This window comes from Leifsonia sp. Leaf264, assembly GCF_001422325.1.
Lineage (GTDB): Bacteria > Actinomycetota > Actinomycetes > Actinomycetales > Microbacteriaceae > Orlajensenia.
In genome coordinates this window covers 588,693-613,361 of sequence record NZ_LMMR01000004.1, presented here as the reverse complement: position 1 = coordinate 613,361, position 24,669 = coordinate 588,693, and the positions used below count along the sequence as shown (strand labels likewise).

Sequence of the window (24,669 nt, the reverse complement as noted above, 5' to 3'; positions counted from 1 at the left end):
CGCCGCCGGATGCGGTCTCGATACGCCGGCTCCTTCGTCGCGGGCTACTCGACCAGCGAGGTCGGCCAGGCATCCGCTATCGCCTGTCGGGTCTCCCCCAGCAGGCGCGGAATGGCCTTCGTCTCGGCGATGATCGGGAAGAAGTTCGCGTCGGTCGCCCAGCGCGGCACGATGTGCTGGTGCAGGTGATCGGCCACCCCGGCCCCGGCGACCCGGCCCTGGTTCATTCCGATGTTGAAGCCGTCGCAGTTCGAGATCCGGCGCACGACGCGCATGGCGATCTGCGTCAGCTCGGCGATCTCGGCCACCTCCTCCGGCGACGCGTCGTCGTAGAGGGCGACGTGACGGTACGGGCAGACCAGCAGGTGGCCGCTGTTGTACGGGAACAGGTTCAGCAGCACGTAGGCGTGCGTGCCGCGGGCGACGATCAGGGCCTTCTCGTCGTCGAGCTTCGGGGCGGCGCAGAACGGACAGTTCTCCTCGTGCGGCGTCGGCCCGCCCTCGATGTAGACCATCCGGTGCGGGGTCCACAGGCGTTGGAACGCATCCGGAACCGCGGCGAAGTCCGCCGAGCTCTCCAGCCCGGCGAACCCGCCCTGCTCCTCGGTCATCAGATCTGGCCGGCGCTCGTCACCTGAGCGTGCGAGGCGATGGCGGCACGGATGCGGTCGATCGCCTCGTCGACGGGCACGCCGTTCTCCTGGGTGCCGTCACGGAACCTGAAGCTCACCGATCCGGCGGCACGGTCCTGCTCGCCGGCGATGAGCTGGAACGGCACCTTCAGCTTGGTGTGGTTGCGGATCTTCTTCTGCATCCTGTCGTCGGAAGCGTCGAGCTCTGCACGCACCCCGGCAGCCTTGAGCCTGCCGATCACCTCACCGAGGTAGTCGACGTAGTCCTCGGCGATCGGGATGCCGACCACCTGCGTCGGGGCCAGCCAGACCGGGAAGGCTCCGGCGTAGTGCTCGAGCAGGATGGCGAAGAAGCGCTCGATGGAGCCGAGCAGGGCGCGGTGGATCATCACGGGCTGCTGACGCGTGCCGTCGGATGCCGTGTACTCCAGCTCGAATCGTTCGGGCTGGTTGAAGTCGAGCTGCACTGTCGAGAGCTGCCAGGTGCGGCCGATCGCGTCGCGGGCCTGCACCGAGATCTTCGGGCCGTAGAAGGCGGCTCCCCCGGGATCGTCGACGAGCTCGAGGCCGGACTCGATGGCGACCTGGCGCAGGGTCTCGGTCGCCTCCTCCCAGGCGGCGTCGTCCCCGACGTACTTCTCCGGGTCCTTGGTCGACAGCTCGAGGTAGAAGTCGTCGAGCCCGTAGCCGCGCAGGGTCTCGAGCACGAACTCGAGCTGGCTGGCGACCTCGCCGCGCACCTGCTCCGGTGTGACGTACACGTGGGCGTCGTCCTGGGTGAGCCCGCGCACGCGGGTGAGGCCGGCCAGGGTGCCGCTCTTCTCGTAGCGGTACACGGTCCCGAACTCGGCCAGGCGCAGGGGCAGCTCGCGGTAGCTGCGGCCGCGCGCCCGGAAGATCAGGTTGTGGAACGGGCAGTTCATCGGCTTCAGGTAGTAGTCCTGGCCCTGACGGGTGACGTGGCCGTCGGCATCCGTCTCCTGATCGAGGTGCATGGCCGGGAACATGCCGTCCTTGTACCACTGCAGGTGGCCGCTGGTCTCGAACAGCGAGCCCTTCGTGATGTGCGGCGAGTTGACGAGCTCGTAGTCCGCGGCGAGCAGGCGCTCCTGCATGTACTTCTCGATCTCGTGACGGATGATGCCGCCGCGCGGGTGGAAGACGGCCAGTCCGGAGCCGATCTCGTCGGGGAAGCTGAACAGGTCCAGCTCGGCGCCGAGCTTGCGGTGGTCGCGCTTGAGCGCCTCCTCCATGCGGGACTGGTAGGCGCGCAGGTCGTCCTTCGTCGCCCACGCGGTGCCGTAGACGCGCTGCAGCTGCTTGTTCTTCTCGGAGCCGCGCCAATAGGCGGCGGCCACCCGGGACAGGGCGTAGCCGTTGCCGATCATGCGGGTGTTCGGCAGGTGCGGGCCGCGGCAGAGGTCCTTCCAGACCGTCTCGCCGGTGCGCGGGTCGACGTTGTCGTAGATGGTGAGCTCTGCGCCGCCGACCTCGACCGATTCGCCGTCGTCGTGGCTGCCGGCTCCCTCTGTCGGGTGGCCCTTGAGTCCGATGAGCTCGAGCTTGTACGGCTCGTCGGCGAGTTCGGCTCGTGCCTCGTCCTCGGTCACGACGCGACGCACGAAGCGCTGGCCCTGACGGATGATGCGGTCCATGGCCTTCTCGAGGGGCTTCAGGTCTTCGAGGGCGAACGGCGTCTCCACGTCGAAGTCGTAGTAGAAGCCGTCGGTCACGGGCGGGCCGATGCCGAGCTTCGCCTCGGGATTGATCGACTGCACGGCCTGGGCGAGCACGTGGGCCGCCGAGTGCCGCAGGATGGTGAGTCCGTCGGGAGAGTCCATGGTCACGGGCTCGACGGTGTCGGCATCCGTCACCGTCGTCGCCAGGTCCTTGAGCTCACCGTTGACGCGCATCGCGACAACGGACCGGTCGGTGAAAAGCTCGAAGCCGTCAGCCACTTTCGTCCACTCCTTTTTTCGTTTCGGAACCCCTCAACTGTAGTCGGAGCACTATCGCCCGCTCGCACACGGGGCTATCCTGCAGTCGAGACGCCCGAGTCGCCGACGACGCAGTCGGTGCCCTCCGCCTTGACACGAATCACCCGACGTTCAAGGAAGTACCATGCGTGCAACGAAATCGTTCATCGCCGGATTCGCGGGAGTCGTTCTCGCAGCCGGATTCCTCGTCACCACGGGCGTCCATCCCGCGGCGGTCGCCCCGACCACTGCGGCCAGCGTGAGCTTCACAGCTGCCGGCGACTTCAACTCCACGGCCCAGACATCGGCCGTGCTCGACACCATCGCCGGGCTCGATCCCGACCTCCATCTCGCCCTCGGAGACCTCTCCTACTCGACCGGACCCGAACAAGCCTGGTGCGACTACGTGACGGCGCGGGTGGGCGCCGGATTCCCGTTCGAACTCATCTCGGGCAATCACGAGAGCAACGGCGAGAACGGCAACATCAACAACTTCTCCGCCTGCCTGCCCAACCAGGTGCCGGGAGTTGTCGGCACCTATGGGCGCCAGTACTACATGGACGTGCCGCAGCAGGCTCCCCTGGTCCGCTTCATCCAGATCTCGCCGGGCCTCACCTACCCGGACGGAGCCTGGTCCTATGCGACGGGTTCACCGCGATCGCTGTGGACCGCTGCAGCCATCGACGGAGCCCGAGCAGCCGGCATCCCGTGGGTCGTCGTGTCGATGCACAAGCCCTGCCTGTCGATCGGCATCTACGCCTGCGAGACCGGCGCCGACATCATGAACCTTCTCGTGACGAAACGCGTCGACCTGGTGCTGAGCGGACACGAGCACATGTATGCGCGGAGCAAGCAGATCACGACGAACACCGGATGCCCGGCGGTCGTTCCCGGCACCTACACGCCTGCCTGCGTCGCGGATTCCGACTCCGACCTGACGAAGGGCGCCGGCACTGTCTTCGGCATCGTCGGCACCGGCGGGACCGTCCTGCGCAATGTCGCATTGGCGGACAGTGAGAGCGGCTATTTCTCTGCCTACTCCGGGCTCAATGCGTCTCCCACCTGGGGGCCGCTGCAGATCACTGCGGATGCCACCACGCTGAGCGCTCGGTTCGTGCCAGCGTCGGGCGTCTTCACCGACTCGTTCACCATCCGGGCAGGTGCCACGCAGCCGAACCAGCCCCCGACAGCCTCCTTCACGGCGAGCTGCACCGATCTCGCGTGCAGCATGGACGCCGACTCGACAGCGGACGCCGATGGCACGGTCGTCGCCTACGACTGGGACTTCGGAGACGGCACCAGCGGAACGGGGGTGGCGCCGCTGCACAGCTACGCCTTGGCGGGCGCGTTCACAGTGCGGCTGACGGCGACCGACGAAGACGGAGCAACAGGCACGACGACCCGTGATCTCGTGGTCACAGCGCCGGGCGGACCGACCGTATACGCCAGCGACGGCTTCGGGCGCACAGTCACCAACGGCCTCGGGACCGCCGATGTCGGCGGGGCGTGGTCGACGATCGGAAGCACCAGCGCCTATCAGGTCAACGGTGGGGCGGCGCGCATCCGTCATGCCACGGCCGGCCTCTCCCTGAACGCTTACCTGCTCGGGGCGACGTCGACCACGACCGATCTCTCGTTCCGCATCGGAACGGACAAGGCGATAGCGGGCGCAGACACCAGCGTGACGGTCTACGGGCGACGCATCCCGGGCGCCGGAACGTATAAGGCCAGGGTCACGTTGCGGGCGAGCGGCCAGGTCGCGTTGTTCCTGGCGCGGGAGGCGCCGTTCGGCACTGAGGGATCCCTGGCATCGACGTCGACGATCACCGGCCTGACCTATGGCCTCGGCGACGAACTGAACATCCGGGTGCAGGTGTTCGGCACCAACCCCACCACCGTCAGGGCCAGGGTATGGAAGTCGGGTGCAACCGAGCCGACGACGTGGCAGCGGTCCGGGACCGACTCGACTCCGGCGCTCCAGGCCGCCGGGTCCACGGGCATCGGCACGAACATGCCCGGAGCGGCGACCAACGCGCCCGTGGTCTTCTCGATCGATGATCTGCTCATGAAGACTCCGTGATTCCGGGACGGCTCGCGTAGGCTGCGCTGATGGCAGTTCGCACTCGAGGCCGTTCAGAATCAGTCGCCGACGGGCGCAGCACGCGGGCCGCCGAACCGGACGCTGCGACGCGATGAGCAGCGCACCCGTCGACGACCGGGGCCTGCAGGGCCTCTCCTCGGAAGACGTGGCCGCCCGCCTCGCGGACGGCCGATCCAACGCCTTCGTGGAGGCATCCAGCCGCAGCGTGTGGAGCATCGTCCGCGCCAATGTCTTCACCCTGTTCAACGCCATCATCGGCGCCTGCTTCCTGGTGCTGCTCTTCCTCGGCCGGTGGCAGGACGCCCTGTTCGGCCTGAGCGCCGTCGCGAACGCCTTCATCGGTTCGGGCCAGGAGTACCGCGCCAAGCGGGCACTTGACCGCCTCGCCCTGCTCAACGCTCCCCTGGCACGCGTGCTCCGCTCCGGCGAGGAGAAGGACATCCCCTCCGCCGAGGTCGTTCTCGACGACGTCCTCGTCCTTCGAGCCGGCGACCAGGTGCCGGCCGACGCCCGCGTGCTGCGGTCCACCCGACTGCAGCTCGACGAGTCGATGCTGACGGGCGAGTCGGATGCCGTCGACAAGGACGCCGGTTCCGACATCCTCTCCGGCTCGATCGTGGTCGCCGGTGACGCGCACGCCCAAGTGCAGCACGTCGGGGCCGACTCCTTCGCCAACCGCTTCGCGAGCGAGGCCAAGCGCTTCTCCCTGATGCACAGCGAGCTGCGCTCCTCGATCAACCGTGTCCTCACGTGGGTGACCTGGCTCATCGGTCCGGCCGCCCTGCTGGTGCTGAACGCCCAGATGATCGCGGCTGGCGGGTGGGAGGAGGCCATCGCATCCGGTGCCTGGCGCGATGCCGCCGTCGGCGCCATCGCGGCCATCGTCGCCATGATCCCGCTGGGGCTGGTGCTGATGACCAGCATCACCTTCGCCGTCGGCGCCGTGAAGCTCACCCGGCGACAGGTGCTGGTGCAGGAGTTGGCGGCCGTCGAGGGTCTCGCCCGGGTGGACATCATCTGCCTCGACAAGACCGGGACGCTGACCGAGGGCGACATCGTCTTCGACGGCTCGCACCCGCTACGGACTGATGCGGCACCGGGCTGGGAACAGGTGCTGGCCTGGTACGGAGCGCAGCCCGACGCGAACGCGACGGCCCGGTGCCTCGCCGAGCCCTACACGGAGCTGCCCGACGCCGAACCGGCCGCGCGCATCGAGTTCTCGTCGGCTCGCAAGTGGAGCGCCGTCGCCTTCGCCGACGGTCCGGCGGGCACGTGGGTGCTCGGCGGTCCCGAGATGGTCTTCCCCGCGGCAGCCGGAGCCCAGGACCCGGCTCTCGACGCCATGGCGCAGCGGGTGGGCACCCTCGCGTCGTCGGGACGGCGCACCCTCGTGCTCGCGCGCAGTGTCGCCGTCCTGAACGAGGACGACGCGGAGGCCGAACGCCTGCTCCCCGACGTCGAACCCGTGCTGCTGCTCACCTTCCGTGAGCAGGTGCGTTCCGATGCTCGCGAGACGCTCGACTACTTCGCCTCCCAGGGAGTCGCCGTGCGCGTCATCTCGGGCGACAACCCCGACACTGTCGCCGCCATCGCCCGAGAGGTCGGCCTCGATGCTCCGCACGGCTTCGACGCGCGACAGCTCCCCGAGGACGACGATGCCCTCGCCCAGGTGCTCGAGCAGAACATCGTCTTCGGCCGGGTGACCCCGCAGCAGAAGAAGCGCCTCGTGCTGACCCTCAAGGCGCGTGGCCACGTGGTGGCGATGACGGGCGACGGCGTGAACGACGCCCTCGCCATCAAGGAGGCCGACATCGGCATCGCCATGAACTCCGGATCGGCCGCGACCAAGGCCGTCGCCAGGCTGATCCTGCTCGATGGGAAGTTCTCGCACCTGCCGGGCGTCGTCGGCGAAGGGCGCCAGGTCATCGCGAACATCGAGCGCATCTCCATGCTCTTCCTCACCAAGACCGTCTATGCGAGCGCCCTCGCGATCGTGTTCGGGGCGCTGCTGCTGACCTTCCCGTTCCTGCCGCGCCAGCTCTCGGCCGTCGACGGCCTCACGATCGGCATCCCGGCCTTCTTCCTCGCCCTGCTGCCCAACCAGAGACGCTACGTCTCCGGGTTCCTGCGACGCTCGCTGATCTTCTCGGTGCCCGCCGGGCTGGTGATCGCGGCGGCCCTCACCGTCTACACGCTGGCCGCCAACGCGATCGGCATCGACCAGGCGCAGCTGCGCACGGGCGCCACGCTCATCCTCACGCTGGTGGGGCTGTGGGTGCTCATCGTGCTCTCCCGGCCCGTCACCGCGCTCAAGGCCGTCGTCATCGGCGCCATGATGATCGCGCTCGTGCTGATGTACACGATCCCGATCGTCACAGACTTCCTCGAGCTCGTCGATCCGGGTCCGGATGCCGCCCTCCTCGTCGCGGTCATCTCGGCGCTCTCCATCGCCGGCATCGAGATCGTGCGGTTCGTCTACCGTCGCGTCATCCGCTCGTCGATCGCGCCCGTCGCCCCCGCCGGCTCAGGGGCTGCCGATGGCGGAGCTCAGAACTCGTCGACCGTCGGCGCAACCGATTCCCGGAAGTAACGACGGCCCCGGCCCGTCCACAGCACCAGCAGGATGGCGATGGCGATCAGGCCGTCGATGACGGTCCACCACGGCTCCCCCGCGCCCAGCATCAACGTCACGACGTTCGCCGACAGGGAGAGGGCGAGCAGCACCGTCACGATCCACCGGGAGAACCTGCTCCCGCGGGCGATGCCCGACGCGACGGCGATGAGGAACAGGCCGAACAGGATGACGGCGCTCCCGACCAGCGTCACGGCGAGGACTGCTCCCGGGTCGCTCGGGTCGACTCCGTAGCGGGCGAGCACGAGCACGGTCCCGGCGATCACCTCGAGCACGGCCTGCACGTAGATGAGCACGACGGCGACTGTGACACCGACAGGTCGGCGAGGGCGGTTCACGATCGGATCCATCCAGCCATCCTGCCGGTCACGCGTGGCGCTCGCGACCCCGGTCGCATCAGAGCAGGATGCGCACCGACTTGCTGGCGCTCGTGGAGCCGAGGAGGGTGTCCGTGCTTCCGAAGACGGCGACCACTGAATGCACCCCGCGCTTCAGGCGGGGAAGCCTCACCACTGACGCGACCGTCCCCGATCCGCTCACCGCCGCCTGCCCGCTCGCCTTGCCGTCGACGAACACCGTCACTGTTCCGGCGACGGGCTCCCCTGCCGGAGCCGTCACCGCGACGTGCGCGCGCACCGTCGTCCGGCCCGAGAGCGCCACGGTGCGGTCGAGTCGGAGCGAGGTCTGCGTCGCTGCCTTCTCGACGACGAGCAACCGCGAGTACCACCGGCGCTCCAGCACCTGCTCAGGCGTCGTCGACGTGCCCGGCACTGTGGACGTCGCTATCGCGGAAACACCGATCGCCCCGCCGGGCTCGGCCGGAATGCTCGCCGGAAGCGTCAGGCCGAGCACATCACCTGCAGCCGTGGCGGAGACATCCGCAGCAGGCCCAGCCGCAGTCCCACCGCCGGTCTCGTCGTCCAGCACCGAGATCGCCGTGGTGAGCGTGTAGGTGGAACCGGCGGGGAACCAGATGCCGACCTCACCCCGGAGTCGCAACCGCTCGCCGAGGCTGACCGGTGTCTCCCACGCGAGCGAACCGCCGTTGAGGGGGTCGTATTGAGTCTCCCGGGTCTCCTTCTCCGGCGCGTGATTCAGCACGACGCTCGCCGGGGCGGCGGCATCCACGGTCATGGTCCACGCCGCCCGGGCAGTGCTCTCGGACCGGCTCATGCAGTCCACCGTGTACGGACCGCCGGGCACGGTGATCGCGCCGGCAGGAACGACGAAGACGAATGGAGCGGGCTGGCGGACCTCGTCCTCATCCCAGTAGCGCTCGGCGACCACGGCGCCTCCCGCGTCCTCGAGTGAGCAGTCCAGTTCGTACTGCGGATAGAAGGGGGGATATATCTGGAGCGCGGTGGTCGCGGGTCCGATCGGAATCTGTCGCGAGGCCGGGCTCACCGCACCGTACTCGAGGAAGTAGCTGTAGTCGCCGCTGATGCCGGCCGGAAGCTCCAGCGCCGGAACTGTCGGCGGGGCGGCTTGCGCCGGTGAGGCCGCGAGGAACGAGGCCGAGAGAATGGTGACTGCCGCGATGCCCACCGCGACCAGACGTGAACCTGACTTCATGGAGTCCCCCACAGCGTGGATCCAGCTCGGATCGATCGATTCGTCCGCCAGTATGCGCCGCTCGGCAGCGTGCGACAAGGGCAGGGAGAGGTGGTCCCCGTGATGTTCACGCATCGGAAACGCCCCGACAACACTGCGGGCATCCGCCAGCGGGGGTCAGCCGATCACTCGGGGCTGACGGACACCGCGGGCGCACCCACCCTGTAGAACAGGAACGGAACCACGGAGACGAGACAGCTCGCGGCCGGAACCAGCGTGATGGCCGCGAAGACCGTGCTCTGCATGGCGGGCGTCACGGTGACGCCGGCCTCGTATCCGGCCATCACCACGAACACGCCGAAGACGAGGACGGCGAGGGCGTTCATGATCTTCGAGGCGAAGGTGAGACCGGCGAAGGAGATGCCGTCGTTGCGCACCCCGAGGCGACGCTCGGCGTCGTCGACTGAGTCGGCGATCATCGTCGCCTGCGTGACGAGGAAGATCCCGAGGGTCAGTCCGGTGAGGAAGATGAAGACGAGGATGGCGACCAGGTCGGCGTATCCGACGACGAACATGCCGAGGTAGAGCGCGGCTGCGACGAGGGTGCTTCCGATGATGAGAGCCCGGGCGGAGATGCGGCGGAGCAGCAGCGGAGTCGTGAACGAGGAGATCACCATGCCCAGGATGATCGCGGCCCCGACGAGGGTGAACGTGCCCTCGTCTCCGTAGGCGATCACGACGAACACGGCCCCGCCCGCCTGCACGATGAAGCGGCCGAATCCGAGCACCGACCCCAGCAGCACCATGAGCAGCGGCGTGTTCCGCACCAGTGTCGACAGGAGCTGCCGCATGGTGAGGCCGGTGGATGCCGCCGCCGTCTGCCGTTCCCTGGTGAAGAAGAACGCGAGCAGGAACACGCCCATGCCGATGACCGAGGTGATGAAGACGGCGAGCGACCAGCCCGCGCTCGTGGTCTCGGGACCGAAGCTCAACAACCGTGCCAGCCACGGCATCCCGAGCGTCGCCAGTCCGAGGGCGATGGCGCCGAATGCCCGCACCAGCCCGATCACGCGTGTGCGGGCCGCAGGGTCGGTGAACGCCGAGCCGATGAGCCCCCAGAACGGCACGTCGCAGACCGTGTACGCGAGGCTCCACAGCATGTAGCAGACACCGAAGTAGACGAGCTTGAGCGGCTCGGAGACGTCGGGGATGGTGAACAGCAGCCCGGACAGCAGCGCCACCGGGGCGGCGGAGAACAGGATGTACGGCCGCAGCTTGCCCCACCGGGTGCGCGTCATGTCGATGATGCTGCCCATCACGGGGTCGAGGATCGCGTCGACGATCTTCGACACCGTGATGATGATCGTGACCACGGCGAGCCCGCCCGTGCTGATGCCGGCGTACTGCAGCAGGTAGACGAGGATGAACGTCGACACCGTGGTGAGCACGATGTTCTGCCCGAAGCCTGCCGTGACCACGGCGAGGCTCTGCGTCCGCAGCGGGATCGCGGGCGTGGTGACGCTCTGGTCGGCTGTCACGGTCATTCGGCTGTCTCCAGAAGGATCGTCTTGATCTCGAACGGGCGGAACTCGAGCCTCTCGAGGTCGGCGGTCGACAGCGGGCGCTCGAGCAGGTCGGTCTCGTGCGCGGCGCCGTACGGCAGACTCACTCGCACGGCCGTTGTAGTGGCTCGTCCGAGGCTCTCGTAGAGCCGCAGGACGACCCCGTCGCCCTGCTCCGCCCGCTTCACGGTCTCGAGCACGACTCCGCCGTCGGCGACTGTCGCCAGGCTGTCGAGGTGCACGCCATCCGTGATTCGCAGCGGGTTGTTGAGCTTGTAGCCCTCGCGCACGACCTTGGCGAGATCGCCGGTGTCGAACGGGCAGAACGCGTAGGTGAAGCGGTGCCTGCCACGGTCGGCGGTCTTGTCCGGGAAGGTCGGCGACCGCAGCAGGTTGATGCTCAGCAGGCCGTTCTTGGCACGGTGCCCGTACTTGCTGTCGTTCAGCAGGGCGAAGCCGCCTGTCGCGTCCTCCGTCGCGATCCACTTGTGCGCGCAGACCTCGAACTGGGCCTTCTCCACCGAGTCGCGCTCGGTGGTCACGCGCTCGATGTGACCGAACTGGATCTCGCACCTGACTGCGTCACCGTAGTGGTCGGGACGGAACTCGGCTCGCAGCATCCGGTGCTTCTCCTGCCAGTCGACGACGGTCTCGAACCGCACGACGTCGCTGCCGGCCTCGAGCACGACCCGTTGTTCGACCGTCACGGAACCGCCCCGGTAGAGCTGGCGCCGCACCACCGTGGCGCCGTCGACGAAGCTCTCGACCCTCGTCACGGTCAGCACGCGCGGAGCCTTCTTCACGTAGTCGGCGTTGATGTCCCAGGCGTTGAACGGCCAGACGTACGGGTCCTTGTGCACCACCAGCCTGTTGAGGCCATCGCCGGCATGCTCGGCTCCGCTGCCGTCGAGACACGACACGATGGTTCCGGTGTCGTCGAATCGAAGGGTCAGGATGCCGTTGCTCAGGGTGTCGGCGGTGAAGGCCAGCTCGGGGAACCGTCCGTCCGGCTCGAGTGCCGCGGTGGCATAGGGCGGCACCACCGCGCGGTGCCAGGCGCCGGCGACCTTGATGTGTTCGTCACGCGGATGGCTCGTGAGATTCAGTGCTGTGGCTGTTCCGGCATCGCTCGGAAGCCGAGCGATGAGGTCATCGGCGTAGGAGTCGAGCTCGCGCTCGATGCGCTCGTAGGTGGCGATGGCCTCGCGGTTCACGCGTTCGATGGACGAGCCGGGGATGATGTCGTGGAACTGGTTGAGCAGCACCTCGCGCCAGTGCTGCTCGAGCACGGGCCGGCTGTCGTCGCCGGCGAGCACTGCCAACGCCTCCACCTCGTGCAGCTTTCGCTCCACGATGCGGTTGTGCCGCTTGATCTGGGCCTGCGTCGTGTACGTGCCCTGATGTGTTTCGAGGTAGAGCTCACCGACATGGGTGTGGGCGATGTCACGCTGCTCCAGCGCACGGAAGAAGTCGCCGGCCGAGGAGTACTCCACCTGCGGAAGCCCGCGCAGGCTCTGCTCGCGGCGGGTCACCTCGTGATGGATCTCGTTCGGTCCGCCGCCGCCATCGCCTGAGCCGTAGACGAGCAGCGCGGTGTTCAGCGCACGCTCGGGGTACTTCGCCAGGCCGGTGAGCAGGTTGTCGGCGGCTCCGCGGCTGTTGTAGTCGCCCTCCGGCGGCATGTGCACCAGCACGCTGGAGCCGTCGATGCCCTCCCAGTGGAAGGTGCGGTGCGGGAAGTCGTTGACCTTGTTCCAGGCCAGCTTGATGGTCTGGAACCAGTCCATGCCGGCCCCGCGGAGGATCTGCGGCAGGTTCCCGTTGTAGCCGAACGTGTCAGGCAGCCAGCACAGTCGCAACTGCTCGTCGCTGAGCCCGAACTCCTCCTGGAGGAAACGCCGTCCGACGGTCGCCTGGCGCACCAGCGACTCCCCCGACGGCAGGTTCGTGTCGGGCTCCACCCAGAACGAGCCCTGCAGCTCCATGCGTCCCGAGGCGACGGCCTGCCGCATCCGTTCGAAGAGTGCCGGATGCCGTTCCTTCATCCACGCCATCTGCTGCGGCTGGCTGGTGCCGTAGATGTAGTCGTCGCGCCGGTCGATCGTGTTCAGCGCGCGCACGTAGGTGCGGGCCGACTTGCGCCTGGTCTCGCGCAGCGGCCAGAGCCAGGCCATGTCGAGGTGTCCGTGACCGACAGCGCTGTAGACGAAATCGCTCGTCGACGGCTTGCTCAGCTGTGCGGCGAGGAGATCTCGCGCCCCGGCCAGGTCGTCGTCCTCGAAACAGGCGTAGGCGTCCCGGAGGGCTCGGCGCAGTTCCGCCTCGAGCGCGGCGTCCTCGGTGGCCCCGGCGAGGACCAGGAGCGTGAGGTAGTCGTAGTAGAGGTCGTAGGCCTCGTCGTCGCGAGTCGCCAGCTGCGCGCCGTGGTAGACCGCTCGGCCGACCTCGTACAGGATCCAACCGTTGTAGGTCACGTCCGCGTACAGCTCGATGCTGCCGGAGCCGAGGTCGACGTTGCGCACGGGGCGGTACTGCCCGCCGCTCTGCGGCAGGTCGCCCTGCTGGAACACCGTGCTCACGGAGTCGAGCAGCTCGCCATCGGCGGAGTGGATGAGCCCCTCGCCGCGGATGCCCAGGAGAACGACAGCGTTCTCGGCACCGTGGGGCACCTCGCCGGTGATCCGAAGCCAGGCGCAGTCGAACACCTTGCCCCAGTGGGTGCCCGGTCGCAACGGCGTGAACGCCGAGCGGTCGAGTTCCTCGAACGGAATCGGCTCGGCCGAGCGCACGATCTCGGCCTTCAGTTTCGCGATCGGCGTGTAGACCCGACGACGGATGCGCATGAGCCGCCGGTACTCGGCCGGTTGTTGCGCGGGAAGCCCGAACAGCCACGACGCGAAGCCCGCCATCCGTGCCCTCCAAGCCTGAAGCCGAGCGCCTCAGCCTCCACCGCCTCGGTGCGGGGATGGATCGAGCTGGCGGCTCGCGGACGTCAGTCTATGTCAGCGTGCCGACGGCGGATGCAGCACGACTCGCCCCCGCTCGGGGTGGGTCGTGGATCGGCCGAATCCACCGTGACGCACGGAGACCCCCGGCACGCCGGGGGTCTCAGTCACCAATGTCGGTGCGTCTACTCGTACAGGCCTTCGAGGTCCTCGTCGAGCTGCTTGTCATCGACGTCGAGGTCCTTCTTGGTCACCCTCGTCGCGTGCTCCAGCAGCTTCTCGACCTCGTCGCTGTCCGCCGGGTCGACGACGATGACGACTCCGGCGCTTCCGGCATCCAGTGTCTCGCTGATCGCCTCGAGGTCCTTCGACGGGGTCTTCTTGGCGAAGTGGCTGGCGATGGCTCCGATGCCGGCTCCGCTGCCTCCCGCGACCAGCAGTGCTCCGCCGACCGCGACCGCGGGGAAGAGAGCGACGACCAGGCCGCTGGCGAGTCCGATGCCCAGGCCCTTGCGCGTGCCGTGGTGCTTGGCACTGTCGCCGCGCTTCGGGATCGTGAGCTTGCCGTCCAGTCCGCGCTGCACCACTGCGGCGTCGAACGACTCCTTCTTGTCGGTGTCCTTGAAGTGCGCCTGGATCCGATCGAAATCGGCCACGGCCTCGTCTTCACTCGCGTACTGCGCCGCTATCGCGACGTAGGTCTGATCGGCCATCACGGCCCTCCCGTCATCCAGCCCGCCCAACGGCGGACAGCCATCGATGATCCGCCGCTGGCGCGACGCTCGCCACGAGTCTGCGACGACGGGGAGACTCGGGCATCACCCACATCGCGTGATTCGACTCCGACAGGCCGATGGGATGCGAAAACAAGTCCGATGGGATGCGAAAACAAGTCCGATGGGATGCGAAAAGCCCCCGGCGAACCGAGGGCTTTCTGTGTGTGGGCGATACTGGGATCGAACCAGTGACCTCTTCCGTGTCAGGGAAGCGCGCTACCGCTGCGCCAATCGCCCAAGGCTGGGATCTGCGATCTCAACTTGGAGGTGGATACGGGATTCGAACCCGTGTATACGGCTTTGCAGGCCGCTGCCTCGCCTCTCGGCCAATCCACCGTGCGGGTTCACTCCATGAAAATGAACCGGGTTTTCGCCCGATCCTTTTCGAGCGGATGACGAGATTCGAACTCGCGACCCTCACCTTGGCAAGGTGATGCGCTACCACTGCGCCACATCCGCAAAGCTGCTCTCGCAACCTCGCGCTGCATTTCTGCAACAAGAACGACAATAACCGAAACCGTCGCCGCATACAAAACGAGCAGGCTCCGGGCGTGTCCAAGCTGAGAATCCCTTCAACGGATGCTGCACGCGATCGCCCCGCGTGCGTCGATGTGCGTCGGCCCCCGTCCGTCGGCTAGTATCGGTATCCGCGGCACGGGAGACCACGTCGCGATGGGCGATTGGCGCAGTTGGTAGCGCGCTTCCTTCACACGGAAGAGGTCATCGGTTCGAGTCCGGTATCGCCCACTGCAGTTCACCCTCGGCTTGCCGGGGGGTTTCGTCTTTAACCCGCCTGCGGCCGCATCCGTCGCCGAGCCGGATCGCACTACGGTGAGAGGGCGCCACGCGGCGCCGGAGATGGAGGCTGTCGGTGACCAAGACCGAGACGGACGAGCCCGGGGCATTGCGTCGCTTCCACGAGAAGTTCATCGTCGAGGTGCGAACTGTGCCGGCGCCCGCGAGGCGCAACCTCTACATCGTGGCCGCCGCGCTCGCCGCGGTCGGGCTGGTTGCGTTCCTCGTCATCCTCGACTCGGTGAGCGAGAGCGATGGGTTGTCGGCCATCGACGAACCCGTCCAAGCCTGGCTGGAGGGATTGCGCTCCCCCGCATTGACCGTGGTCATGGCTGTCGTCGCGACGGTGTTCGGACCCATCGCGATGCCCGTCATCGTGCTCGTGACGACTGTCTGGTGGGGCTTCGCGGCCAAGCACGCCTGGCGCCCGCTCCTTCTCGCCGGCGGGATGATCCTCGGCGTGGCGATCGTGCAGATCCTCGCACCGGTCATCGACCGCGATCGGCCCCCGATCAGCTCGATGCTCCTCGAGATCGACCACACGCCATCGTTCCCGTCCGGTCACGTCATGGGAGCGACGGACTTCCTGCTCATCACGACGTACCTGGTGTTCTCCCGCCGCCGCTCCCCGATCTCGGCAGTCGTGGCTCTCGTCGTCGTCGTCGTCTTCGTACTGGCCGCAGGATCGTGCCGCGTGTACCTGGGGTACCACTGGCCGACCGACGTGCTCGCCTCGCTCTCGCTCTCGTTCGTCGTGCTCGGTGCTGTGATCGCGACCGACACCTGGCGGACCGTGCGGGTGGAGCCGCCCGGAGCCTGAGCCCTCCTGTCACCGACAGACGGGCCGACAGACGGATGCGGTGGACTCAGAGTCGCGCGAACCGCGCCCGGAAGAAGGCGTAGATGCCGTAGGCGATCCAGCCCACGCCGATGACGATGAGCACAGCCACCCCGAACGGCAGTCCGACGAACGCCTTCAGCGCCCCGTCGAGTCCCGTCGCCTTGTCGGGATCATGCGTGGCGGCCGCGACCAGGAACAGCACTCCCACCGCTCCGAGCGCCACCCCGCGGGCGACGTAGCCGACGACGCCGAGGATGCGGACAGCGTGCCCGGCAGGATCCGACGGCACCGTGATGTCGCGCTCGAAGCCGCGGGATGCGCCCTTGTACACCAGGTATCCGCCCACGCCGAGCAGCACCAGCCCGATCAGCACGACGACGATCACCCCGACCGGGCTCGACATCAGATTCGCCCCGAGCTGACTGGTGGACTCCGCCGAACTCGTCGAACCACCGATCGCGAAGACTGTCGCCGTGAAGGCCAGCGCGAGGTAGGCGATGCCCTTGGCCAGGTTCTGCACGATATGCGCCGCGCGTTTGCCCGTGCTCTCGAACGACCGCTCGAGGAAGGCGTCGAGGACGAGCCAGATGCCGAGCGCGGCGAGGCCGACAGCGACCGCCCACAGGAGGAAGAGGCCGCCCGGCGCATTCCCCAGCTGCTCGAGCGCGCCCGATTGATCGGCCTCCCGGCCACCTCCCGCACCCGTCGCCACGGCGATGGCGATGAACCCGATGAGGATGTGGATGACCCCGCTCGCTGCGAATCCTGCACGAGCGAGCACGTGCATCACTGTGCTGTCCTTGGCGGTTCGCGCCGCTCGCTTGGGTGTTGTGCTCATCGCGCTCAGCATAGTGGCGGGCGTGAACTCTACGATCGGGGGATGACAGACGGCACGGGAGTGGACTATGGGGACGCCCCGTCCCCTGTACGCATAGCGCGCCTGTGGTGGGTCGTGTCCGCCGCGTGCGCGCTCCTTCTCGTCGTGCTGCTCGCCGCCGTCATCGTCTACAGGGAAGCCAACAAGCCGTTCGGGTTCGAGGTCGAGTGGATGGGCGAGCTGGTCGAGGCGCGGGCTCCGGTCTGGACTGTTCCCGCGCTCGCCTTCAACTGGATCGGCGGTGGTACGGGCTCGCTCGTCGTGGTCCCGGCGGTGATCATCGCGGGCCTGCTGCTGTGGCGGCGTCCATGGGCTGCGCTGTACTACGTCTGCGCCGCGGTGGCGAGTGTCACCGTCGTGGTCGTCATCAAGAACGTCGTCGGCCGGCCGCGACCCACCGACATCCTGGTGACTCCGGACTTCGGCTCGTTCCCGTCCGGTCACAGCGCCAACGCCGCGCTCATCGCGACGACGCTCGGCATCATCTTCGCGCGCACGTGGGTCTGGGCGGCCGGTTCCGTCTACACGGTCCTGATGATGCTCAGTCGCACGTATCTCGGCGCGCACTGGATCTCCGACACCATCGGCGGGATGCTCGTCGGCTTCGGGGTCGCCGTCATGGTGTGGGCGCCCTTCGCGTTCCGGCTATACCGGGAGCGGCGGCTTCCGCATCCGCCGATCTGGGTCGCGATCCCGAGGTCGGGCGGCGGAGACTCCGGAACCTCGACCGTGTGATTCGTCGGTGCGCCCGAGCAGGCACGGGACGAACATGGAAAGGGGCGGTGGGATCTCTCCCACCGCCCCGCACCGCCAGGTTCCGTGGCGGTGACCCGTGTTACACGGTCTCGAGCGCGTAGCCCTCTTCGCCGTGAACGATGGTGTCGACTCCGGCGACCTCGTCCTCGTTGGTGATCCGGAAGCCCATGGTCTTCTGGATGATCCAACCGATGGCGAAGGCCATGACGAAGGAGTAGACCAGCACGACGGCCGCAGCAGCGAACTGCTTCCACAGCTGCTCGAACGAGCCGGTGTCGATGAGGCCGATGCCGGCGCCGAAGATGCCGATGTAGAGCGTGCCGATGATGCCGCCGACGAGGTGGATGCCCACGACGTCGAGAGAGTCGTCGAACCCGAGCTTGAACTTGAGGTCGATCGCCAATGCGCAGACGCCACCGGCGAGGATGCCGAGCACGATGGCCCAGGCCGGCGTCAGGATGTTACAGGCCGGGGTGATCGCGACGAGACCGGCGACGGCGCCCGAAGCTGCACCGATGGCCGTGGGCTTGCCATCCTTGATCTTCTCGACGATGAGCCAGCCGAGGATCGCAGCGGCGGGAGCAGCCAGGGTGTTGATCCAGGCGATGGCGGCGACGCCGTCGACAGCAGCCTCGGAACCGGCGTTGAAGCCGAACCAGCCGAACCAGAGGAGCGCGGCACCGAGCAGCGTCAGCGGAACGTTGTGCGGCTTCTGGATGCCCTTCTGGAATCCGACGCGCTTTCCGAGCACGAGTGCCAGGGCGAGCGCTGCAGCACCGGCGTTGATGTGCACCGCGGTGCCACCGGCGAAGTCGTTGACGCCCCAGACCGGAGCCCAGCCCTCAGCGAGGTTGAAGACCATGAAGGCGACGGGGAAGTAGACCAGCGTGACCCAGACGGCCGCGAAGACGATCCAGGCGCCGAACTTCGCGCGGTCTGCGATCGCACCCGAGATCAGGGCGACGGTGATGATGGCGAAGGTGGCCTGGAAGCCGGCGAATGCCAGGCCGGGCAGGTCGGGGTCCATCGCGCCGCCATCGCCGATGCCGAGGAGGCTGGCGAGTCCGATCGAACCGTCGAAGGGGTTGCCGACGATTCCGGGGATGAGCGGCGTGCCGAACGCGAGTCCGTAGCCGTAGAGCACCCAGAGCACACCGACCAGGGCCATGGCGCCGAAGCTCATCATCATCATCGAGATGACGCTCTTGGCTTTCACCATCCCGCCGTAGAAGAATGCGACGCCGGGCGTCATGAGAAGAACGAGTGCCGCTGCGACGAGAAGCCACAGCGAGTTAACGCCCGTGGCCGCGTCGTAGTCGGCTGCTGCAGTCAACAACATACGAATGGTCTCCCTTGAGGTCAGTGCTCTGGACACCGGGCAACCGCCCGCGGCTCCACGGTGTGTAGACGTCAGTTTTGACGTGGCACGTTTCGGCGGGGAGATTCGGTTGTTTCGGGACTGTTACGTGAACTGCCCGTTCGTAAACATCGTGTTTCGTGCAACCCCGAATTTCATGACGGATGCTGACACTCCGCTGGGAGGGCGCGATCGACCTCAGTCGTGGGGCGGGAGTTCGCCCGTCGTGAGGGCGATGAGGCGGGATGTCGCGCGCAGGTACTTCTTGCGATAGCCACCGGCGAGCATGGTCTCGTCGAAGACCTCGCTGAGCGGGAAGCCGCTGGCGATGATCGGGATCTCGGCGTCGTAGACGCGGTCGATGAAGGCCACGAGGCGCAGGGCATCGGTCTGATCGTGGAGTTCGTGGACACCGCTCAGGGCGATCACGTCGAGGGAGTCGATGACCTTCACGTACTTCGACGGATGCACCGTCGCGAGGTGCGTCATCAGCTCATCGAACGAATCGTGTGAGACCCGCTCGCCCTTCTCCCCCATGCCGGCGACCATCCGATCGAGGGCGGCGTCGTCGACGCTCACGGCGGATCCCTCGACATCGCGGCGACGGTAGTCGAGGCCGTCGATGCGGATGGTGCGGAACTGCGCCGAGAGCGCCTGGATCTCGCGGAGGAAGTCGGAGGCGGCGAATCGGCCTTCGCCGAGGGCGTTCGGCGGCGTGTTCGAGGTGGCGGCGACCTGGGTGCCCGTCGCCATGAGCTCACCCAGCAGGCGGGTCATGAGCATGGTGTCTCCTGGATCGTCGAGCTCGAACTCGTCGATGCAGATGAGCTGCGTACCCGTGAGCAGCTTGACCGTCGGCGCGTAGCCGAGTGCACCGACGAGAGCGGTGTACTCGATGAAGGTGCCGAAGTACTTGCGTCCGGGCGCCTGGTGCCAGAGCGCGGCCAGCAGGTGGGTCTTGCCGACGCCGAAGCCGCCGTCGAGGTAGATGCCGGGCAGCGCCGCCTTCGGCTTGCGGTTGCGCGAGAAGAATCCGCCGGGGCGTTGAGCCCGCCACACACCGGCGAACTCGTGCAGTGCGTCGACTGCCTCGAGCTGGGACGGGTAGTTCGGGTCGGGCCGGTACGACTCGAACGAGGCGTGCTCGAACTGGGGCGGAGGCACGAGCTCGGCGGCGATCTCGGCGCCGGTGATGCTCGGGGAACGGTCGGTCAGGCGGATGGCGGGTCGAGCCGGTGACATGCGATCGAGGTTTCGTTTCTGTTCGTTGCGCGACGGGCTGCAGGCGACTTCACCACCGAATAGGTTGGAAGCCGGACAGACCACCAGCCTAATCCGCTCGCCTTCACCCCCGCCCGACCAGGCCCACCCAGGAGGATTCCCCATGACAGTCGACATCGACGCATCGCCGAAGTTCAGCGCCTACGCCCACCCCGAGCGCCTCGTCTCGACCGCCTGGCTCGCCGAGAACCTCGGGAAGCCCGGCCTGGTCGTCGTCGAGTCCGACGAGGACGTCCTCCTCTACGAGACCGGCCACATCCCCGGCGCCGTGAAGATCGACTGGCACACCGACCTCAACGACGACGTCACTCGCGACTACATCGACGGCGAGCGCTTCGCCGCCCTGCTCGGGTCCAAGGGCATCGCTCGCGACACGACTGTCGTGATCTACGGCGACAAGAACAACTGGTGGGCCGCGTACGCCCTCTGGGTCTTCACCCTGTTCGGCCACGAGGACGTGCGCCTGCTCGACGGCGGCCGCGACCTCTGGATCGCGGAGGGGCGGGAGACGACGACGGATGCCGCGACACCGGCGGCAGTCGAGTACCCCGCGGTCTCCCGCGACGATGCGACCATCCGCGCCTTCAAGGAGGACGTGCTCGCCCACTTCGGCAACCCGCTCATCGACGTGCGCTCCCCGGAGGAGTACAGCGGAGAGCGCACCACGGCCCCTGCCTACCCAGAGGAGGGCGCTCTCCGGGCCGGCCACATCCCCTCGGCCGCGTCTGTGCCGTGGGCGAGGGCGGCCGCGCCGGATGCGACCTTCAAGACCCGCGCCGAGCTCGACGACATCTACTTCGGCGAGGCGGGGCTGAAGGCCGATGACGAGGTCATCGCCTACTGCCGCATCGGTGAGCGCTCGAGCCACACCTGGTTCGTGCTGACCCACCTGCTCGGCCTGGAGAACGTGCGCAACTACGACGGCTCCTGGACGGAGTGGGGGTCCGCCGTGCGCGTACCGATCGTGAAGGGCAGCGAGCCCGGCGAGGCTCCGGCCGCTCGCTCCTGATCGGCGGATGCACTGGTCGGGAAGTGGGAGGATGAAGGAGTGACGTCGACTCCCCTTCCCGACCAGCTCGCCGAGATCCGCGATGACTTCCTGGCCCTGCAGGTGCCTGACCGCCTGCAGATGCTGCTGGAGTTCTCGAACGAGCTGCCGGATCTGCCCGAGCGCTACCAGGACCACCCCGACCTGTTCGAACGGGTCGAGGAATGCCAGTCCCCGGTGTTCATCTTCGTCGAGGTCGAGGACGGCCTCGTGCACCTCTACGCGACGGCGCCGCGTGAGGCTCCGACCACCCGCGGCTTCGCTTCGATCCTCGCCCAGGGCCTCGATTCGCTGACCGTCGATCAGGTGCTCGCCGTTCCCGACGACTTCCCCCTGACCATCGGACTCACCGAGGCGGTCTCGCCTCTGCGCATCCGGGGCATGACGGCGCTCCTCGGTCGCGCGAAGCGCCAGCTGCGCGAGCGCATCGCCGCATAGCCGCCGCCGATCCCGTCGCCGTCAGCTGGTCGGCGCGCCGAGGTCGGATAGCCATCCGCCCACGCTGCGGTCCCAGCGAGCGGAGTCGTAGTTCCAGAGGCGGGCGTGACGCGCCTCCCCCCACTCGTCATAGGTCACGAGGTCCGGCCTCAGGGCCGCGAGCCTGGACGAACCGGTGTGCGGGACGAATCCGTCGTCGCGACTGTGCAGGATCAGCATCGGCACGTCGAGCCGCGCCGCCTGTCCGAGTACATTCAGGCGGGCGAAGTCGATCGGATTCGCGAGTCCGCTGATGCTGCGGCCCCATCCGTTGCCGAGAGTCCCGACGACTGTGCGGGTGATCGGGTCCGGAAGCCTGTTGAGGGTCCCCTGGAAGGCCAGGATGTCGTGCCAGTCGACGGCCGGCGAATCGAGCACGAGACCGTGAACGGATGCAGCATGCTCGGAGCGCAGCACTGTCTGCAGGGCGATGGCGCCCCCCATGGACCAGCCCGCGAGCACGATGCTCGTCGCACCGTGCTCCCCAGCGATGAGGAGGGCGCTCTCCACGTCCCGCCACTCGGTGTCCCCGAGGCCGTAGCGACCGTCGGCGCTGTCCGGAGCCTCGCCGTCGTTGCGGTACGAGATGATCAGGCAGGTGTAGCCGGCCTGACGGAACGCCTCGACGGCCCGCAGGCACTCGGGGCGACGTCCGCCCCATCCGTGCACCATCACGACCCACCGGTCGCCCGGTTCGGCGGCGGGAATGAGCCAGGCCGGTGCCGGACCACGCTCGGTCTCGATGGTGATGTCGTCGTACGGGTGGTCGAACTCCCACGGACCGAGGTGGTACCAGCTGCCGAGCCGACCACGCCTGACGCTCTCCAGGCTGCCGAAGTCGACGTCGATGATCCGGCGCGTCACCGTCACGGCACCGCCCCCGGTGATGTCGCCGATGCGGGCATGCCCCTCGTCGTCGTCGAACCAGAAGCTGTACCGTCCCGGGGTGCGCGAATCACCGTCGCCGTCGAACTCGATCTCCCGGCGGTGGAGGTCGACCCTCCGGACCCGCACCGGCTCGGTGCGCTTGTTCCGCGGTACGACGATGGTGCGTACGAACCGGGTGACCACCGCGAGCGCCCCGAGCAGTACGACGACCCAGACCGAGACGGCGACGATGCCGGTGACGATGACTCCGACACGCCGTGCGAATCGGCGTGCATCCCCGTCATCCTGCGGCATCCGGCGTCCCCCTTCATCGCCAACGAGCGGTCGGCGTGCCTGAGCGACGCCGATGCGAAAAGACTCTAGTCTGCACACGTGTCCGAATCCCGACCAGCGCCGACTCCCCCGGAGTTCGCCGCGGCCCTCGACGCCGTGCGTCGGGCGAAAACGCGCCCCGAGCTCCAGATCACGGAGATCGCGGCGCCATCCAGCCTCGCACCATGGGCAGTCGCCCTCGCGGCGGATGTGTCCCCCACACGCCACGACGGCGACTCGGAGCTCGGCACCGGGCGTTTCGTGCTCCTGTACGACCCCGAGGAGCCGGAGTCGTGGGGCGGCGCCTTCCGTGTCGTCTGCTTCGCCCAGGCCCCACTCGAGACCGACATCGGAACGGATCCGTTCCTCGCCGAGGTCGCGTGGTCGTGGCTCGTCGATGCCCTCGACACTCGTGGAGCCAAGTACACGGCGGCATCGGGAACGGCGACCAAGATCCTGTCGTCGGGTTTCGGCGAACTCGCACGGCAGGGCGACGGAGCCCAGATCGAACTGCGTGCCTCGTGGACTCCTCTCGAGCACGACGTGACCGCTCATGTCGAGGGCTGGAGCGAGCTGCTGTGCATGCTCGCCGGCCTGCCGCCAGCAGCCGAGGGTGTCACGTCCATCCGCGCACGTCGGGCGGCCAAGTGACCGAGCGCCACGTCATCGACACCCGGGAGGAGTACCTCGCCGCCGTCGAGACGATCGCCGCGGGCTCCGGTCCCATCGCGATCGACGCTGAGAGGGCCAGTGGTTTCCGCTACTCCCAGCGCGCCTATCTCATCCAGGTCTTCCGGCGCGGCTCCGGAGTGTTCCTCTTCGATCCACCGGCGATCGGGGAGATGACCGAACTCGACGACGCCGTCGCCGAGGTGGAGTGGGTGCTGCACGCGGCGAGCCAGGACCTCGCCTGCCTGCGCGAGGTCGGCCTCGACCCCGCCGTCATCTTCGACACCGAACTCGCGGCGCGCCTGCTCGGCCTCCCGCGCGTGGGCCTCGGAACCGTCGTCGAGGAACTCCTCGGCATCCACCTCGCCAAGGAGCACTCCGCTGCCGACTGGTCGACCCGACCGCTGCCGGCATCCTGGCTCGAATACGCTGCCCTCGACGTCGAACTGCTCGTCGACCTCCGCGACGCGCTCGCCACCATGCTCGACGACGCCGACAAGCGCGGCATAGCGGGCGAGGAATTCCAGGCGACGCTCGATCGTGAGGCGAAGGCCGTGCGTGCCGACCCCTGGCGCCGGCTCTCCGGAGTCCACGCCCTGCGCGGCCAGCGCAGCCTGGCCGTCGCCAGGGAACTCTGGCTCGCCCGCGACTCCCTGGCCCAGGAGCGTGACATCGCCCCCGGTCGTCTGGTTCCGGATGCCTCACTCGTCGCCGTCGCCCGCGCCATGCCCACCACCAAGCGTGCCCTCGCCGACCTGCGCGAGTTCACCGGGCGCGCGAGCCGGTCGGAGCTGGAGCGCTGGTGGCAGGCCGTCGAGTCCGGGCTCACCACCACCGACCTTCCCGTGATGAAGCAGAGCGGCGACAACACGCTGCCTCCGCCGCGTGCCTGGGGTGACCGGAACCCCGAGGCCGACCTGCGGCTCAAGGCAGCACGCGCAGCCGTCGCCCTCATCTCCGAGGAGCGCTCCATCCCGATGGAGAACCTGCTCACCCCCGACCTGCTGCGCCGCGCGGCCTGGTCGCCCCCGGCCGTCATCGACGGGGCATCCGTCGCCGAAGAACTCATCAGGCTCGGCGCACGCTCCTGGCAGGTTGAAGCAACCTCACAGGTGATCGCCGATGCCTTTGTGGATGCTGGCCAAGAGCCCGACGCGAGCACGGAAGCGCCTTCGTAGGTTCTGTCAAACGAT

Annotated in this window: 19 protein-coding genes and 4 tRNA genes; 9 read left to right on the top strand and 14 right to left on the bottom strand. The window is 67.9% G+C overall.

The window, feature by feature from the left end:
- Positions 1-44: 44 nt before the first annotated feature.
- Together ASF30_RS08260 and thrS are read right to left on the bottom strand one after the other, a co-directional pair.
- On the bottom strand, positions 45-611 hold the full coding sequence (locus ASF30_RS08260; RefSeq protein WP_055904422.1) for an HIT family protein: 567 nt from the start codon (positions 609-611) through the stop codon (positions 45-47).
- A complete protein-coding gene (gene thrS, locus ASF30_RS08255) occupies positions 611-2,590 on the bottom strand; it encodes a threonine--tRNA ligase (RefSeq protein ID WP_055904419.1) in 1,980 nt (659 codons plus the stop codon). Before thrS ends, ASF30_RS08260 begins: the two co-directional genes overlap by 1 nt.
- Positions 2,591-2,753: 163 nt before the next feature.
- Here thrS and ASF30_RS08250 point away from each other — a divergent pair, with 163 nt between their 5' ends.
- Together ASF30_RS08250 and ASF30_RS08245 are read left to right on the top strand one after the other, a co-directional pair.
- The gene (locus tag ASF30_RS08250) at positions 2,754-4,688 is read left to right on the top strand and encodes a PKD domain-containing protein (protein WP_055904415.1); all 1,935 of its coding nucleotides are present in this window, start codon (positions 2,754-2,756) and stop codon (positions 4,686-4,688) included.
- Positions 4,689-4,800: 112 nt separating this feature from the next.
- On the top strand, positions 4,801-7,299 hold the full coding sequence (locus tag ASF30_RS08245; RefSeq protein WP_082467599.1) for an HAD-IC family P-type ATPase: 2,499 nt from the start codon (positions 4,801-4,803) through the stop codon (positions 7,297-7,299).
- On the opposite strand, the gene ASF30_RS08240 is transcribed toward ASF30_RS08245, so the two are convergent.
- The 8 genes from ASF30_RS08240 to ASF30_RS08205 all read right to left on the bottom strand — a co-directional run bounded on the left by ASF30_RS08240 (position 7,257) and on the right by ASF30_RS08205 (position 14,634).
- Positions 7,257-7,691: a DUF7144 family membrane protein gene (locus ASF30_RS08240; RefSeq protein ID WP_055904412.1), complete on the bottom strand. Its 435-nt coding sequence runs from the start codon at positions 7,689-7,691 to the stop codon at positions 7,257-7,259. The genes ASF30_RS08245 and ASF30_RS08240 overlap by 43 nt on opposite strands.
- Positions 7,692-7,737: 46 nt before the next feature.
- Positions 7,738-8,913: an Ig-like domain-containing protein gene (locus ASF30_RS08235; RefSeq protein WP_162240733.1), complete on the bottom strand. Its 1,176-nt coding sequence runs from the start codon at positions 8,911-8,913 to the stop codon at positions 7,738-7,740.
- 164 nt (positions 8,914-9,077) lie between these two features.
- Complete coding sequence (locus ASF30_RS08230) at positions 9,078-10,436, bottom strand: MFS transporter (protein WP_055904406.1); 1,359 nt, start codon at positions 10,434-10,436, stop codon at positions 9,078-9,080.
- On the bottom strand, positions 10,433-13,363 hold the full coding sequence (locus tag ASF30_RS08225; protein WP_055904403.1) for an alpha-mannosidase: 2,931 nt from the start codon (positions 13,361-13,363) through the stop codon (positions 10,433-10,435). Before ASF30_RS08225 ends, ASF30_RS08230 begins: the two co-directional genes overlap by 4 nt.
- 221 nt (positions 13,364-13,584) lie before the next feature.
- Positions 13,585-14,112 (bottom strand): DUF1269 domain-containing protein, encoded by a 528-nt coding sequence (locus ASF30_RS08220; protein ID WP_055904400.1) that lies wholly within the window; start codon positions 14,110-14,112, stop codon positions 13,585-13,587.
- A 228-nt stretch (positions 14,113-14,340) separates the two neighbouring features.
- A tRNA-Val gene (locus ASF30_RS08215) sits at positions 14,341-14,412 on the bottom strand.
- A 25-nt stretch (positions 14,413-14,437) separates the two neighbouring features.
- Positions 14,438-14,511: transfer RNA gene (locus tag ASF30_RS08210), tRNA-Cys, on the bottom strand.
- 51 nt (positions 14,512-14,562) lie between these two features.
- Positions 14,563-14,634, bottom strand: a tRNA-Gly gene (locus ASF30_RS08205).
- A gap of 215 nt (positions 14,635-14,849) precedes the next feature.
- On the opposite strand from ASF30_RS08205, the gene ASF30_RS08200 reads away from it, so the two are divergent.
- Both ASF30_RS08200 and ASF30_RS08195 read left to right on the top strand, forming a co-directional pair.
- A tRNA-Val gene (locus ASF30_RS08200) sits at positions 14,850-14,922 on the top strand.
- 124 nt (positions 14,923-15,046) lie between these two features.
- A complete protein-coding gene (locus ASF30_RS08195; protein ID WP_055904396.1) occupies positions 15,047-15,790 on the top strand; it encodes a phosphatase PAP2 family protein in 744 nt (247 codons plus the stop codon).
- Positions 15,791-15,836: 46 nt separating this feature from the next.
- Here ASF30_RS08195 and ASF30_RS08190 read toward each other — a convergent pair whose 3' ends face one another.
- A complete protein-coding gene (locus tag ASF30_RS08190; protein ID WP_235480302.1) occupies positions 15,837-16,649 on the bottom strand; it encodes a DUF1206 domain-containing protein in 813 nt (270 codons plus the stop codon).
- Positions 16,650-16,691: 42 nt separating this feature from the next.
- Between ASF30_RS08190 and ASF30_RS08185 the strand changes: the two genes are divergently transcribed.
- The gene (locus ASF30_RS08185; RefSeq protein ID WP_055904390.1) at positions 16,692-17,423 is read left to right on the top strand and encodes a phosphatase PAP2 family protein; all 732 of its coding nucleotides are present in this window, start codon (positions 16,692-16,694) and stop codon (positions 17,421-17,423) included.
- 100 nt (positions 17,424-17,523) lie between these two features.
- Here ASF30_RS08185 and ASF30_RS08180 read toward each other — a convergent pair whose 3' ends face one another.
- Positions 17,524-18,783, bottom strand: a complete 1,260-nt coding sequence (locus ASF30_RS08180) for an ammonium transporter (protein ID WP_055904387.1) — start codon at positions 18,781-18,783, stop codon at positions 17,524-17,526.
- Positions 18,784-18,999: 216 nt separating this feature from the next.
- Entirely contained in the window at positions 19,000-20,043 is a 1,044-nt protein-coding gene (gene zapE / locus ASF30_RS08175) for a cell division protein ZapE (RefSeq protein ID WP_055904384.1), read from the bottom strand.
- A 142-nt stretch (positions 20,044-20,185) separates the two neighbouring features.
- On the opposite strand from zapE, the gene ASF30_RS08170 reads away from it, so the two are divergent.
- Both ASF30_RS08170 and ASF30_RS08165 read left to right on the top strand, forming a co-directional pair.
- Entirely contained in the window at positions 20,186-21,091 is a 906-nt protein-coding gene (locus ASF30_RS08170) for a sulfurtransferase (protein WP_055904381.1), read from the top strand.
- Between the two features lie 39 nt (positions 21,092-21,130).
- Positions 21,131-21,568: a SufE family protein gene (locus ASF30_RS08165; RefSeq protein ID WP_055904377.1), complete on the top strand. Its 438-nt coding sequence runs from the start codon at positions 21,131-21,133 to the stop codon at positions 21,566-21,568.
- 21 nt (positions 21,569-21,589) lie between these two features.
- Here ASF30_RS08165 and ASF30_RS08160 read toward each other — a convergent pair whose 3' ends face one another.
- Entirely contained in the window at positions 21,590-22,789 is a 1,200-nt protein-coding gene (locus ASF30_RS08160) for an alpha/beta hydrolase (RefSeq protein WP_055904371.1), read from the bottom strand.
- Positions 22,790-22,867: 78 nt separating this feature from the next.
- On the opposite strand from ASF30_RS08160, the gene ASF30_RS08155 reads away from it, so the two are divergent.
- Both ASF30_RS08155 and ASF30_RS08150 read left to right on the top strand, forming a co-directional pair.
- Complete coding sequence (locus ASF30_RS08155) at positions 22,868-23,458, top strand: DUF3000 domain-containing protein (protein ID WP_055904366.1); 591 nt, start codon at positions 22,868-22,870, stop codon at positions 23,456-23,458.
- On the top strand, positions 23,455-24,654 hold the full coding sequence (locus tag ASF30_RS08150) for a ribonuclease D (protein WP_055904363.1): 1,200 nt from the start codon (positions 23,455-23,457) through the stop codon (positions 24,652-24,654). Before ASF30_RS08155 ends, ASF30_RS08150 begins: the two co-directional genes overlap by 4 nt.
- The last annotated feature ends 15 nt before the right edge of the window (positions 24,655-24,669 follow it).

What these genes read in the sequence shown, in the direction of transcription:
- ASF30_RS08260 (WP_055904422.1), bottom strand. Translation starts at nt 611, where the DNA reads ATGACCGAGGAGCAGGGCGGGTTCGCCGGGCTGGAGAGCTCGGCGGAC.
- ASF30_RS08250 (WP_055904415.1), top strand. Translation starts at nt 2,754, where the DNA reads ATGCGTGCAACGAAATCGTTCATCGCCGGATTCGCGGGAGTCGTTCTC.
- ASF30_RS08245 (WP_082467599.1), top strand. Translation starts at nt 4,801, where the DNA reads ATGAGCAGCGCACCCGTCGACGACCGGGGCCTGCAGGGCCTCTCCTCG.
- ASF30_RS08240 (WP_055904412.1), bottom strand. Translation starts at nt 7,691, where the DNA reads ATGGATCCGATCGTGAACCGCCCTCGCCGACCTGTCGGTGTCACAGTC.
- ASF30_RS08235 (WP_162240733.1), bottom strand. Translation starts at nt 8,913, where the DNA reads ATGAAGTCAGGTTCACGTCTGGTCGCGGTGGGCATCGCGGCAGTCACC.
- ASF30_RS08230 (WP_055904406.1), bottom strand. Translation starts at nt 10,436, where the DNA reads ATGACCGTGACAGCCGACCAGAGCGTCACCACGCCCGCGATCCCGCTG.
- ASF30_RS08225 (WP_055904403.1), bottom strand. Translation starts at nt 13,363, where the DNA reads ATGGCGGGCTTCGCGTCGTGGCTGTTCGGGCTTCCCGCGCAACAACCG.
- ASF30_RS08220 (WP_055904400.1), bottom strand. Translation starts at nt 14,112, where the DNA reads ATGGCCGATCAGACCTACGTCGCGATAGCGGCGCAGTACGCGAGTGAA.
- ASF30_RS08190 (WP_235480302.1), bottom strand. Translation starts at nt 16,649, where the DNA reads ATGAGCACAACACCCAAGCGAGCGGCGCGAACCGCCAAGGACAGCACA.
- ASF30_RS08185 (WP_055904390.1), top strand. Translation starts at nt 16,692, where the DNA reads ATGACAGACGGCACGGGAGTGGACTATGGGGACGCCCCGTCCCCTGTA.
- ASF30_RS08180 (WP_055904387.1), bottom strand. Translation starts at nt 18,783, where the DNA reads ATGTTGTTGACTGCAGCAGCCGACTACGACGCGGCCACGGGCGTTAAC.
- zapE (WP_055904384.1), bottom strand. Translation starts at nt 20,043, where the DNA reads ATGTCACCGGCTCGACCCGCCATCCGCCTGACCGACCGTTCCCCGAGC.
- ASF30_RS08170 (WP_055904381.1), top strand. Translation starts at nt 20,186, where the DNA reads ATGACAGTCGACATCGACGCATCGCCGAAGTTCAGCGCCTACGCCCAC.
- ASF30_RS08160 (WP_055904371.1), bottom strand. Translation starts at nt 22,789, where the DNA reads ATGCCGCAGGATGACGGGGATGCACGCCGATTCGCACGGCGTGTCGGA.